Annotated in this window: 13 protein-coding genes; 7 read left to right on the forward strand and 6 right to left on the reverse strand. The window is 68.6% G+C overall.

Annotated elements, in window-relative coordinates; genetic code table 11:
- The first annotated feature begins 11 nt into the window (after positions 1-11).
- Positions 12-143: a putative transporter small subunit gene (locus ACT3S2_RS05905; RefSeq protein ID WP_444555301.1), complete on the forward strand. Its 132-nt coding sequence runs from the start codon at positions 12-14 to the stop codon at positions 141-143.
- Between the two features lie 141 nt (positions 144-284).
- On the opposite strand, the gene ACT3S2_RS05910 is transcribed toward ACT3S2_RS05905, so the two are convergent.
- Both ACT3S2_RS05910 and ACT3S2_RS05915 read right to left on the reverse strand, forming a co-directional pair.
- Positions 285-1,112, reverse strand: coding sequence for a DNA-methyltransferase (locus ACT3S2_RS05910; protein WP_444555315.1), 828 nt, complete (start codon positions 1,110-1,112; stop codon positions 285-287).
- Between the two features lie 107 nt (positions 1,113-1,219).
- Complete coding sequence (locus tag ACT3S2_RS05915; protein ID WP_444555302.1) at positions 1,220-2,884, reverse strand: DEAD/DEAH box helicase; 1,665 nt, start codon at positions 2,882-2,884, stop codon at positions 1,220-1,222.
- 391 nt (positions 2,885-3,275) lie between these two features.
- Between ACT3S2_RS05915 and thiO the strand changes: the two genes are divergently transcribed.
- The 3 genes from thiO to ACT3S2_RS05930 are packed head-to-tail and all read left to right on the forward strand — an operon-like array spanning position 3,276 to position 5,498.
- On the forward strand, positions 3,276-4,463 hold the full coding sequence (thiO, locus tag ACT3S2_RS05920; RefSeq protein ID WP_444555303.1) for a glycine oxidase ThiO: 1,188 nt from the start codon (positions 3,276-3,278) through the stop codon (positions 4,461-4,463).
- Entirely contained in the window at positions 4,460-4,708 is a 249-nt protein-coding gene (thiS, locus tag ACT3S2_RS05925) for a sulfur carrier protein ThiS (protein ID WP_444555304.1), read from the forward strand. Before thiO ends, thiS begins: the two co-directional genes overlap by 4 nt.
- Complete coding sequence (locus tag ACT3S2_RS05930; protein WP_444555305.1) at positions 4,701-5,498, forward strand: thiazole synthase; 798 nt, start codon at positions 4,701-4,703, stop codon at positions 5,496-5,498. Before thiS ends, ACT3S2_RS05930 begins: the two co-directional genes overlap by 8 nt.
- Positions 5,499-5,523: 25 nt before the next feature.
- Here ACT3S2_RS05930 and ACT3S2_RS05935 read toward each other — a convergent pair whose 3' ends face one another.
- Positions 5,524-6,987 (reverse strand): RNB domain-containing ribonuclease, encoded by a 1,464-nt coding sequence (locus tag ACT3S2_RS05935; RefSeq protein ID WP_444555306.1) that lies wholly within the window; start codon positions 6,985-6,987, stop codon positions 5,524-5,526.
- Between the two features lie 79 nt (positions 6,988-7,066).
- Between ACT3S2_RS05935 and ACT3S2_RS05940 the strand changes: the two genes are divergently transcribed.
- Together ACT3S2_RS05940 and ACT3S2_RS05945 are read left to right on the forward strand one after the other, a co-directional pair.
- Entirely contained in the window at positions 7,067-7,747 is a 681-nt protein-coding gene (locus ACT3S2_RS05940; protein ID WP_444555307.1) for a ferritin-like fold-containing protein, read from the forward strand.
- 43 nt (positions 7,748-7,790) lie between these two features.
- Positions 7,791-8,171, forward strand: a complete 381-nt coding sequence (locus ACT3S2_RS05945; RefSeq protein WP_444555308.1) for a 4a-hydroxytetrahydrobiopterin dehydratase — start codon at positions 7,791-7,793, stop codon at positions 8,169-8,171.
- 99 nt (positions 8,172-8,270) lie between these two features.
- Here ACT3S2_RS05945 and ACT3S2_RS05950 read toward each other — a convergent pair whose 3' ends face one another.
- Both ACT3S2_RS05950 and ACT3S2_RS05955 read right to left on the reverse strand, forming a co-directional pair.
- Positions 8,271-8,498, reverse strand: a complete 228-nt coding sequence (locus tag ACT3S2_RS05950) for a DUF3107 domain-containing protein (protein ID WP_444561372.1) — start codon at positions 8,496-8,498, stop codon at positions 8,271-8,273.
- A 67-nt stretch (positions 8,499-8,565) separates the two neighbouring features.
- Positions 8,566-9,147, reverse strand: coding sequence for a TetR/AcrR family transcriptional regulator (locus tag ACT3S2_RS05955; protein WP_444555310.1), 582 nt, complete (start codon positions 9,145-9,147; stop codon positions 8,566-8,568).
- A gap of 127 nt (positions 9,148-9,274) precedes the next feature.
- Between ACT3S2_RS05955 and moeB the strand changes: the two genes are divergently transcribed.
- Positions 9,275-10,459 carry a molybdopterin-synthase adenylyltransferase MoeB gene (gene moeB, locus ACT3S2_RS05960; RefSeq protein ID WP_444555311.1) on the forward strand — a complete coding sequence of 395 codons (1,185 nt, stop codon included), beginning with the start codon at positions 9,275-9,277 and terminating at the stop codon, positions 10,457-10,459.
- A 32-nt stretch (positions 10,460-10,491) separates the two neighbouring features.
- Here moeB and ACT3S2_RS05965 read toward each other — a convergent pair whose 3' ends face one another.
- The gene (locus ACT3S2_RS05965; protein WP_444555312.1) at positions 10,492-11,868 is read right to left on the reverse strand and encodes a glutamyl-tRNA reductase; all 1,377 of its coding nucleotides are present in this window, start codon (positions 11,866-11,868) and stop codon (positions 10,492-10,494) included.
- Positions 11,869-12,048: the final 180 nt, after the last annotated feature.

Genomic DNA, 12,048 nt, shown 5'->3' on the forward strand with positions numbered 1-12,048 from the left:
GAGGAAACGACATGGAACCGATGATCCTGACCGTGTACATGCTCATCTGGCCGGTGATCGTGGCCGGAACACTGTTCGTCATCGCGCGGGCCTTCCTGCGCGAATGGCGCCAGGCACGTCGAGACGACCGCACGATGGTCTGACCCGTTCTGGGGGGACCCCACGCTCCGGTGCCCTGCGGGGTGCCGGAGCCGACGGCCGCCGGCACCACCAGTACTCCTGGGGTGCCACGGCCGTTTCGTGGTTAACGGCGTCGACCGGTCGAGGCCGGGGCGGCGCATTGGTCAGCTCCGGCGGAAATCCGTCTGCTCGGGCAGGCGCGTACGCATGGTGTCGATCGCCGCGGGATTGGCATCCACGCAGACGAACCGCCGATCCAACTGGGAGGCGGCGGCCCCGGTGGTCCCGGACCCGGCGAAGAAGTCCAGCACCCAGTCTCCCGGGCGGCTGCTCGCGGCGATGATCCGGCGCAGGATGCCCACTGGCTTCTGCGTGGGATAGCCGGTCTTCTCCTTGCCGGTGGGCGAGACGATGGTATGCCACCAGACATCGGTGGGCAGCTTGCCGCGGGCCGCCTTCTCGGCAGTGACCAGACCGGGAGCCATATAGGGTTCGCGGTCGACCTCGACGGAATCGAAGTGGTACCTCGAAGGGTTCTTGACGTAGACGAGGATGTTGTCGTGTTTGGCAGGCCAGCGGCTCTTGGACCGGGCGCCGTAGTCATAGGACCAGATGATCTCGTTGAGGAAGCACTCCCGGCCGAAGATGGCATCAAGCATCACCTTGGCGTAGTGGACCTCACGGAAATCCAGGTGCAGGTACAAGGTGCCGTCGTCGGCCAACAGCCGCCAGGCCTCGATCAGCCGCGGTTCCAGGAAGGCCCAGTAGTCATCGAAGGCGTCGTCGTAGCTATGCAGGGCCCCCCGGATGGTCGAATAGCTGGCGCCCTTGAACCCGACCCGGTCACCGGTGCCATCGGTGTTGCGGACCATCGTGGTGGCCTGGCGGGACTGCTTGCGCCCGGTGTTGAACGGCGGATCGAGGTAGACCACGGTGAACGCGCCATCGGGCAAGGTGGGCAGGAAGTCGGCGTTGTCGGCCTGGACGACCAGATCGGGTCCCTCCGGGGACCATGGGTGCTCGGACCCGACACGGGTGGGGACCCCGGCCGATCGGCCGGGGTCCCCACCGGAGGTAGGCGTGGTGGCGCCCACAGGTGCTACTCGGACTCGTTGCGGTTGACGACCTCGCCGTGGTGCCGGCGCGTCCGCGAGCGGCGGCGGCGTGCCGGACGGGCCGCCTCGTCGCTGGTGGGTCCGGTCTCGGCGGGCTGGCGGTTCGTCTCCCCGGTGGCTTCGCGGTTGGGACGGTCGGAGCGGCCGTGGCCGCGGCCCCGACGCCCGGCGCCGTCCCCACCGGATTCCGAGCCGCGGCTGCGACCGCGTCCGCGGCCCGCGTCGCGGCCCGAGCGGGAACCGGTTCCCCGGCCCTTCTCGCGCTCTGCCGGACGTTTGCCGGTTTCGCCCAGGTCCTCGAGCTTCTCCCCGGACAGTCCCTGGAGCTTGCGTTGGTTGCGCGGCAGCCGTCCCTTGGTCCCGGCCGGGATGCCCAGATCGGTGAACAGGTGCGGTGAGGAGGAATAGGTTTCCACCGGATCGGCCTGGTCCAGTCCCAGGGCCTTGTTGATCAGGCCCCAGCGGGGGACATCGGACCAATCGACGAACGTGATCGCGGTCCCCTTCTTCCCCGCACGGCCGGTGCGGCCGATCCGGTGGAGGTAGGTCTTCTCGTCCTCGGGGCACTGCAGGTTGATCACGTGGGTCACATCCTCCACGTCGATGCCCCGGGCGGCGACCTCGGTGGCGACCAGCACGTCGACCTTGTGGTTGCGGAAGGCGCGCAGTGCCTGCTCGCGGGCGCCCTGGCCGAGGTCCCCGTGGATCGCGCCGGCGGCGAAACCGCGGTCGATCAGTTCCTCGGAGAGCTTGGCGGCGGAGCGCTTGGTCTTGGTGAAGATGATGGTGCGTCCGCGGCCTTCGGACTGCAGGATGCGGGCGACGACTTCGTCCTTGTCCAACTGGTGGGCGCGGTAGACGACCTGGCGGATGTCCTTCTTGGTGATGCCGTCGTCCTCGGGGTCCGCGGCACGGATATGCGTCGGATGGGACATGTAGCGGCGGGCCATCGACACGACGGCGCCGGGCATCGTGGCCGAGAACAGCATGGTCTGGTGCACGGCGGGGATGGCGGCGAGCAGCGTCTCGACGTCGGGCAGGAAGCCCAGGTCGAGCATCTCGTCGGCTTCATCCAGGACCACGATGCGGATGTTCTTCAGGTTCAGGTACTTCTGCTTATGCAGGTCGATCAGACGCCCCGGGGTGCCGACCACCAGTTCGACGCCCGCGGTGAGCTGCTCGATCTGCGGCTCGTAGGCGCGACCACCGTAGATGGTGGCGATGCGGGCATTGCGCTTGGTCGCGGCCTTCTGGATGTCGGCGGAGACCTGGTTGGCCAGTTCACGGGTCGGAGCCACGATGAGGGCCTGAGGTGCGCCGGGGCTGGGCAGCTTGTCGTAATCGGGGTCGTCCCGGCCGATGACCCGCTGCAGGGCGGGAATGCCGAAACCGAAGGTCTTGCCGGTGCCGGTCTTGGCCTGCCCGATGATGTCGTGTCCGGCCAGCGCGACCGGAAGGGTCATCGACTGGATCGGGAACGGGTGGATGATGCCGGCGTCGGCGAGGGATTCGACGATGTCCTCGCGGACGCCGAAGTCTGCGAAGGTCTGTTCGGGCAGCTCATGCGGGGCATCCTCGCTTGCGAGGAGACCGTCGACCGGAAGTTCGATGGTTCCGGTGTCGTCGGTGAGTTGTTGCTCAGTATTCAATGAAATCTCATTCGTTTAGGCGCCGGGGCTCGGTGTGCTCGACGTCCTCTGAAAACGGAGAGCGGAGTCCACCGCAGCAGCGGCGCGTCCAGCGGAGCCGATCGCGGGCTAACCAGCGCGAATGAACGCGCAAAAGGTGCAGGTTCGCTGGGAATTCCTGCCAAGTAAATGCGTCTGGTACGACCGGGCATCCTTGTCTACCCCTCCAGTCTACCGTGCCGCGACATAATCACCGCTTCGACCCGGCGACCGCGCGTGGCGTGCGTTAGGCTGGAACCGAACCACGGGAGCCCGCAGACGGGCTGAGAGGGCGCTGCGCCGCAGATGCGGTACCGAGCGCCGACCGAGACACCTGATCCGGATCATGCCGGCGGAGGGAAGGTAAAACAGTATGCATTGTGCGGTCATCGGCGCCGGCATCGTCGGCTTGTCCATCGGCTGGGAACTGGCCCGCAGCGGATACCGTGTCACCCTGATCGATCCCGAACCCGCCACCGGGGCCACCCATGCCGCGGCGGGGATGCTCGCGGCCGTCACCGAATTCCACTACCAGGAACAGGGCCTGCTGGGACTCTCCGTTCCCGCCGCCGACGCCTGGCCCCGGTGGGCCCGGGAACTGGAAGCAGCCAGTGGCCGACCCACCGGCTTCGAGGCCTGCGGCACGCTGGTGGTTGCCGCCGACGGCGCCGATCGAGCCGATCTCTCGGCGCTGGCCGAGGCCCAACGCACCGTCGGGTTGGGGATCGGGGAGCTGGGCACCGCGGCGGCCCGCGAAGTCGAACCGCTGTTGGCCCCCCGGCTGGCCGGGGCCTTCCGGGCCCCCGGGGACGCACGGACCGACCCGCGCCGCACCGCAGCCGCCTTGCTGGCCGCCCTCGAACTCGAATCCGGTGTGAGCGTGAACCGCCGGCGGGCCACCGGCGTCGTCGCCGGAGCACACGGGCCCGTCGTCCAGACCCTGGGTCCCGACGGGGCCCGGGAAGACCTCGAAGCCGATGAGGTCATCCTGGCCACCGGGACCGGAAGGACCGGAGAGCGCGGGGGAGCGGGGGAGCGGATCAGTGGATTGCCGGCCTCGCTGCGGCTTCCGGTCCGCCCGGTCTTCGGCGATGTGCTCAGGATGCGCCCGACCGCCACGGCCCCGCGTCCGGCCGGCTCCACGGTGCGCGCCCTGGTCTCCGGGCAACGGGTCTACATCCTTCCGCGCCGCGACGGGGAAGTGGTCGTGGGGGCCACCGAACGCGAGGACGACCAGCCCGGCATCAGCGTCGAGGGCGTGCACCGGCTGCTACGTGACGCCCTGCGGGTGATGCCCGCCCTGGCCCACTATGAACTGGTGGACCTGACGGCCCGGGCCCGTCCATCAACCCCCGACCACCTGCCCCTGCTCGGACGCATCGGCCCCGGACTGCTGGCCGCCACCGGATTCCACCGCCACGGGGTGCTGCTCAGTGTGGCCGCGGCAGCCACCATCCGCGGGCTGATTGGCCCGGTGCCCGGGGCCACGCCGCCGAGACCACCCCCGGCCAGCCTCGACCCGACCCGACTGGCACCCTTCGACCCCTGGAGATTCTCATGAACGACACCACGCCCCCACTGATCCTGAACGGACAGGCCGAACCCCACGCCGCCCTGAGCGTGCTGGAGCTGATCCAACGCGAAACGGGCCTGGCGCTGGGCGCCGATGGCCGCACGAGCGAGGGAACGAGCCCCGGGCTGGCCGCCGCGGTCAACGACGAGGTCGTTCCCCGCTCGGCCTGGGCCCGGACCCGGTTGCAGCCGGGGGACCGGATCGAACTGCTCTCGGCGGTGCAAGGTGGGTGAAGGTGCGGGAACCGACGACCTCCTCCTGGACGGAACCCGCTTCGGCTCACGGCTGATCACCGGGACCGGCGGGGCCCCCGGGCAGGACGTGCTCGAAGCCGCCCTGCGTGCTTCCGGAACCGAACTGACCACGGTGTCGATGCGCCGCCACGCAGTGGTCCCGGGCACCGAATCGATCTTCGCGTTGCTGGGACGGCTGGGCATCCGACTGCTGCCGAACACCGCAGGATGCCATACCGCCCGTGAAGCGGTCCTCACCGCCAGGATGGGCCGCGAAGCGGTGGAGACCGACTGGGTCAAACTCGAGGTGATCGCCGACGACGAATCACTGCTGCCCGATATCCCCGAACTCCTCAAAGCCACCGAGGAACTGGTGGCCGACGGGTTCAAGGTCTTCGCCTACACCAACGACGACCCGGTGGCCGCCCAACGACTCGAGGACCTGGGCTGCACGGCGGTCATGCCGCTGGGGGCACCCATCGGCACCGGCCAGGGGATCCTGAACCCGCACAACATCGAATACATCGCCTCCCGGCTGACGGTCCCGGTGGTGCTCGACGCCGGGATCGGCACCGCCTCGGATGCCGCCCTGGCCATGGAACTGGGGTGCGACGCCGTGTTGTTGGCCACCGCCGTCACCCGGGCCCAGGATCCCGCCCTGATGGCCGAGGCCTTCAGGCATGCGGTGCGGGCCGGTCGACTGGCCCAGCGGGGCGGGCGGATCCCGCGTCGGCCCATGGCCCAGGCCTCCTCGAGCATGCAGGGACGGGCGGAGTTCCTGCTGGGCTGAACGGGTGGGGCCGCCGGCCGGTCGTTTAGTCGATCCTGAACAGTACGGTGCGCCGGTCGATATCGGCCTCGATCAGTTCGGCCTGGACGCGTTCGCCGGCTTCGGCCCGGCCCAGGAAGCGGGCGTTGACCGCCGGGTCCAGAAGCTGCAGGCGCCCGCCCGGGGCCTCACCGTTCTCCCGGGCCCTGGCCGCCTGCTCGGCGGTGGTGCCATTGAGGGTGATCGCATCGAATTTCTCCCCGATCCGGTCCGAGAGCAGGGCGGCCTCGACGGTATCGATGGCTGCCCGTTCGGCGGTTCCCGCCACCTGGTTGGAGGACTGCATCAGCTCCGGCAGCAGGACAAGGGCCCGGCGGATTCCCGCAGGAACCTCGGCTCCGCGGACCAGATGCTCGCAGACGACGAGGCTGAACCGGTCCACCAGCCGGCGCAACGGGGCCGTGGTGTGCGCATAGGGGGCAGCGATGGCCGCCTGGATCCGTTCCTCGGGGGCTTCGCCGTCGAACGCGGTATACCCGGCCCCCCGGAAGAGCGAGGTGGCGGCATGCATGATGGCCAGCTGACGGGGCTCGGTGACATCGAGCGAGCGCAGGAACTCCCCGTAGGGGACCCCGTCGCGCCAGGGGGTCCCCAGGGAGGCGGCCTGGCGGCGGAAGGCCGTGGACCCGTGCTCATCGGGGGCGGGCATGGTCCGCAGGATCCCGATCCCGCCCTCGAGCATGATCCGGGCGGCCTCCATCCCGGTCAGCAAGGAGATCTGCGCATTCCAGTCCTCCACCGGCAGGGCCGCCCGGACGGTCAGGCAGGGGACCCCGTCCTCGTCCACCTCGACCTCCTGCTCGGGGATGCGCAGGCTCGCCCCACCGCGCTCGCGTTCGGCCTCGATGCGCTTGAGCCCGACTTCCTTCAACAGTGCCAGCGACTCCGAGGCATGCCCCTCGTCGATCGAGGCCTGGACCCCGGCGTAGTCGAGCTTCTGCCGACTGCACACCGTGGCCCGGAGGAGCCCGGTCCGGCGCACCAGTGCCGCCGCATCCAGGTGGAACGTCCAGACATAGGCGCCACGGCGTTGCCCGGGCAGCAACGAGCCGGCATCCTCGCTGATGATCTCCGGGTGCAGGGGCACCCGGTGGCCCGGCAGATACAGGGTCTGTCCACGGTGCCTGGTCTCGGCGTCGAGGGCGCCGCCCAGCTCGACCAGGGCCGGGACATCGGCGATGGCATAGCGGACCACATAGCCCTCCCCGTCACGGGCGAGGTGGACGGCCTGGTCGAGATCGGTGGAAGCGGCCGGATCGATGGTGACGAACTCGATTTCCGTCAGATCGTGGTCGGGCAGGACCAGGGAATCGATGGCGGTCCTGGCCTCGGCCAACGCCTGCGGGGGATAGTCCCCGGGAAGCTCCAACGCGGACACCACCGAGTCCAATGCCTGGACGAGACGGGTCTGCGCGGCATTGGTCTTCAGCTCAAGGGGTTTGTGCACCACGGATTCAGCCTAACCACAACATGGAAGGAAACCAGCGCCCGGGCCGGGGAGGAACCGTGCCGGAGGTAGGCTGGCCTGCATGACCGAGCTGCCACCGCCGACCCTTGACGACGCGACCCGAGCCCGGGCCGAACTGGCCCTATGCGGGCTGATGGCCTACCGGGAACTGACCGCGTTCGAACGCCTGTCCTCCGATGCCCGCTTCTCACCGACCATCATCGACCGGGTGGCGCTGGCCCGTCTGGCGGTCCACGAGTTCGGGCACTACGAACGGGTCGTGGAGGTCATCACCTCCCGGGGGGCCGAGCCGACGGATTCCATGGAACCGTTCGTGGCCTCCATCGATGCCCTGCACGATCGCACCCGCCCGGGGGACTGGTACGAATCCCTGATGAAGGCCCACGTCATCGACTCGGTCTCGGGGGATTTCTATGTTGCCATCTCCCGGGGCCTGGATCCCGACGTCCGTGGACTCGTCCAGGAGGTGCAGGCGCTGGACGCACAGAACCAATGGCTCCACGAACGCCTCCAGGAAGCCCTGGCGGAAGATCCCCGACTGGCCTCCCGCTTGGCGTTGTGGGGACGGCGGCTGCTCGGCGAGGCCCTCACCCAGGCCCGCAGGATCGCCGATAGCGGCCTGTTCAACGACGCACTGATCACCGAGGCGGATGAGGCCGGGGAGGAACCCCTGGGCGTCTTGTTCGCCCAGCTCGTGGAGAACCATTCACGCAGGATGGCCGCCTTGGGGTTGACTGCCTGAGCCGCTCGCACGAGCATGGGCCCAGGGAGCGAAAGGAGAGATCATGACCGATCCATCCACCGGCCCGGGCGACGGCGTCCTGACCGGTACCCAAATCAATGAGGCCTTGGCCGGGCTGCCGGATTGGCGGCATCGACGAGGTGCCCTGGTGACCGCCTATGCCTTCGAATCCTCGGCCGCGGCCATCGGGTTCATCGCCGCCGTGGGGGCGATCGCCGAGGAACGCAACCACCACCCCGATCTGGACTGGCGCTACGACACCGTGTTCCTGGCGGTGTCCTCCCATGAGGCAGGCAGTCAGGTGACCGGCCAGGACACGGGCTTCGCCGAGGCCGTCTCCCAGGCCGCGACACGGGACGGCGGGAGTGCCGAACCGCAGCGACACCCGGCCGTGCACGAAGGGAACGATGGCGAGAACCCCTGACGGACCGCAGGATTCCTGACCACGGCGACGCCGGGCCACGAAAAACGGCCGGCCCCGACGTCTACCGTCGGGGCCGGCCGTTGCTCGGCATGCGGCCTGCTAGGCCTGGGCGGCGAAGCCCACGCGACGCGGTTCCTCGGCGCCGACCTCGACATAGCCGATGACACCGGCGGGAACGATGACCTGGCGGCCCTTGGAATCACTGAGCACCAGATCGGTGGTGCCGCTGATGGCATCACGGACGGTCTGGGTGACCTGCTCCGTGGTTTCAGCCGATTCGATGACAACCTCGCGGGCAACATTCTGGATTCCGATGCGCACGTCCATGGTGGCTCCTCTTAAGTCGGGGTGGGCGCCTGAAGCGTCGCCCATATACGTCAGGGTCAAATCTACGTCAGGATTCCTTCGGGAACCGAGCGATTCCGCGCCAAGCTAAACGCGAGACCAGGTCGCTGGCCTCGTCGAGGTCGACCTCGCCCTCCAGCTCGAGCCAGTAGCGGGCCGCGACCTGCGCCATGCCGGACATGGCCCGGCCCAACAGCACCGCTTGGGCCTGGCTGAGCCCGGTGTCCTCGGCGATGACCCCGGCGATGGCGTCGGCGAAACCGGCGTTGAACGTCTCCAGACGCGAACTGACGGCGGAATCATGCATCAGATCCGATTCGAAGACCAGACGGTGGGCCTGGCTGTCCCCGGCGATGAAGCCGAAGAACTCGCGGATGGTCGCCTGGACCCGCTGCTTGTTGTCGGTGGTGGAGGCAATGGCCTTGAGCAGGCGTTCGGACAAGGCCTGCAGGTGTTCGTCGAGCAGCGCGAGATAGAGTTCGCGTTTGCCCGGGAAGTGCTGGTAGAGCACCGGCTTGCTGACCATGGCGACATCGGCGATCTCGTCCATGGCAGCACCATGGTAGCCATGGGCCACGAAGACCTGGTGCGCGGCCTGAAGCAATTGCCGCCGTCGCTGGTCCCGCGGCATCCGAGGGGTCCGCTGGGAATTTTCTGGACTGCGCTCCACTGCCTGCCTTTCCTCCGCAACGTCGTCGTCGTTACGGATGGAGTCATTCTACCCATGGGTATTCCGTGGCTGGGACTAGGCTGGGAAAATGCAGGACGCGATACGAACAGCTCCCGGCCCCCTGGTCGAACCAGCAGCCGAACTGGGCCCGGACGAACTCAAACGGTATTCACGGCACATCATCATCCCCGAGGTCGGTCTGGAGGGACAGCGACGACTGAAGAACGCCCGAGTCCTGGTCATGGGCGCCGGCGGGCTGGGCTCTCCGGCCCTGCTCTATCTGGCGGCCGCCGGTGTCGGGACGATCGGGATCGTGGAGGACGACACGGTCGAGGTCTCGAACCTGCAACGCCAAGTCATCCACGGCGTGTCCAATCTGGGGCAGGGGAAGGGCGAGTCCGCCCGGGAGAGCATCGCCGAGATCAACCCGTTCACCGACGTCGTCCTGCACGAGGTGCATCTGGACAGCACCAACGCGTTGGAGGTCTTCGCCGATTACGACCTCATCCTGGACGGCACCGACAACTTCGCCACCCGCTATCTGGTCAACGACGCCGCAGCGATCCTGGGCAAACCCTATGTCTGGGGTTCGATCCTGCGTTTCGACGGCCAGGTGAGCGTCTTCTGGAACGGCCAGGGCCCCACCTATCGGGACCTGTACCCGGAGGCCCCGCCGGCCGGAAGCGTCCCCTCCTGTGCCGAAGGCGGAGTCTTCGGGGTGCTGTGCGCACAGATCGGGGCGGTCATGGCCGCCGAGGCCATCAAACTGATCACCGGGATCGGTGAGTCCCTGCTGGGCCGGGTGCTCATCCTCGACGCCCTGGCCATGAACTGGCGTGAAATCCGTTTGCGGCCCGACCCTGAGACCGTCCAGCCCACCGAACTGCTCCAGGACTATCCTGCCTTCTGCGGGATCGCCCCGGCCGAGGCGACGGAGCGTGAACTGCCGACGATCGATCCGCTGGGACTCCGCGATCTGCTGGGGGAGCGGGCCGCCGGGAGCAGGGACTTCGTGCTGCTCGATGTCAGGGAAGCAGGCGAGGCGGAGATCGTGGCCATCGACGGAGCCGAGCTGGCCCCGCGCGGCCAGGTCCTCGGGGGAGACATCGACGTGCCCCGGGACAAGGACGTGGTGCTGCACTGCAAATCAGGCGGACGCTCCGGCGAAGTACTGGGCTATCTGCTGGACCACGGCTATGACAACGTACGGCACCTATCCGGGGGCATCGCCGCCTGGGTCGAGCAGGTGGAACCCGGGAAGTCGATGTACTAGGGCCCCGGCCGCGAGGCGGCCCGCGGAGGCCGCTAGGCTTCGCGGCGTCCGGGGCAGGGGGCGCCGTCGGTGCCCGTTGCCGGCAATCCCACCGGGCCGGTGACCGGATCCGCGGGCCGGGGCTGCTGCCCGTCCCCGGGGCCCCGGGCCACGGGGGCGTCCTCCAGCTCGATGCCGAAGAGCGTGCCCAGGGCGTCCTCGACATCGCCATGCCGACCCTCGGCGGCTAGGTCCCTGGCCCTCACGGTCGGGACATGGAGGAGCTGGCGCATCATGCGGCGCATGGCGAATTCGACTTCCTCGGCGGCAGCGGTGCACCCATGCTGGGCCCGAACCTTCTGCACTTCGGTCTCCAGGACCTTCTGGGTGTGCTTGCGCAGCGCGACGATCGCGGTATCGGCACTGCGCTGGCGCTGCTGACCAGCGAACCTATCGGCGGCATCGGTGACGATGGCCCGTGCCTGGGCCACGGCCTCCGACTGTTCGGCGGGAGCGGCCATGCGCACCGACTCCAGGGTGATCAATTCGACGCCGTCCAACTCGAGGACATCGGGGTCCACATCGTGGGTCAGTGCCAGGTCGATCGCGACCAGGGGCCTGCCGTTCCGATCCAACGCCCGCAGCTCGGCCGCATCGATGCGCACCCCGCCGCCGCTGCAGCCGATCAAGACGTCGGCCTCACGCAACACGGTGGGCAGGGCAGCATCGTCGATGGCCGTTCCGCCGCGGGAGGCGGCGAAGACATCGGCCCGGCCGGAGGCCGAATAGACGGACACCTCGTGGGCGCCGCGTTCCTTCAGCCGGGCCATGGTGGCCCCGGCATAGGCGCCGGTGCCGAAGATGACGACGTTGAGGTCCGCCCAGCTGGTGGTGGCCGAAAGGTCCTCGGACAGGTCCAGGGCCACCGAGACGATGGACAGGCCGCGCCCGCCCAATGCGGTGCGGGTCCCGACGTCCTTGGCGGCCCGTGAAGCACTCTGGAACAACCGGACCAGGGATCCGGAGGCCGTGCCGGTGGCCTGGGCATCGATGAGGGCCCGTTTGACCTGTCCGGCGATCTCACGTTCGCCGATCACCGCCGAATCGAGTCCGGCGCCCACGGCGAAAAGGTGGGAGACGGCGTCGTCCTCCGTCTTGGTCTCCAAGGCCTGGGACACCTGCTCCTCGGCCAGCCCGGAGGCGGCGGAGATCTGCTCGATGACTGCCTGGCGTGCTGCGGGAACCTCGTCCTGGCCGGGGGCCTCGCAGTAGACCTCGTAGCGGTTGCACGTGGACAGGACGACGGCGCCGGAGACCGGGGTGGTGCCGTCGAGCACGGCAGAAGCGACCCCGTCGGAGGCGGCGCTCAGCCGGGCCACCGTTTCGAGGTCGATATCAGAATGGGAGGCGACAAGTGCTAGGAAAACCACAATGTCCAACATCGTACCTCCGGAGCGCTCTCCAGGACACGCAGGCTGCCCTAACCTCCGGGCCCGGTTCCCCCGGAACGGCGGGCGGAAACAGGTTTTTTACGAGTCGTAGAACGTGTCGTTGGCCACGAAGGTCCCGCGCGCGCATCAAGGATTAGCGGTTCGGTGGGTGGACTTGGC

Origin of the sequence: Arthrobacter sp. AOP36-A1-22, from assembly GCF_052377615.1 — a bacterium.
Lineage (GTDB): Bacteria > Actinomycetota > Actinomycetes > Actinomycetales > Micrococcaceae > Arthrobacter_H.

Bases quoted from the DNA above. Each gene is read 5' to 3' on its own strand.
- ACT3S2_RS05905 (WP_444555301.1), top strand. From the start codon at position 12: ATGGAACCGATGATCCTGACCGTGTACATGCTCATCTGGCCGGTGATC.
- thiO (WP_444555303.1), top strand. From the start codon at position 3,276: ATGCATTGTGCGGTCATCGGCGCCGGCATCGTCGGCTTGTCCATCGGC.
- thiS (WP_444555304.1), top strand. From the start codon at position 4,460: ATGAACGACACCACGCCCCCACTGATCCTGAACGGACAGGCCGAACCC.
- ACT3S2_RS05940 (WP_444555307.1), top strand. From the start codon at position 7,067: ATGACCGAGCTGCCACCGCCGACCCTTGACGACGCGACCCGAGCCCGG.
- ACT3S2_RS05945 (WP_444555308.1), top strand. From the start codon at position 7,791: ATGACCGATCCATCCACCGGCCCGGGCGACGGCGTCCTGACCGGTACC.
- ACT3S2_RS05950 (WP_444561372.1), bottom strand. From the start codon at position 8,498: ATGGACGTGCGCATCGGAATCCAGAATGTTGCCCGCGAGGTTGTCATC.
- ACT3S2_RS05955 (WP_444555310.1), bottom strand. From the start codon at position 9,147: ATGCCGCGGGACCAGCGACGGCGGCAATTGCTTCAGGCCGCGCACCAG.
- moeB (WP_444555311.1), top strand. From the start codon at position 9,275: ATGCAGGACGCGATACGAACAGCTCCCGGCCCCCTGGTCGAACCAGCA.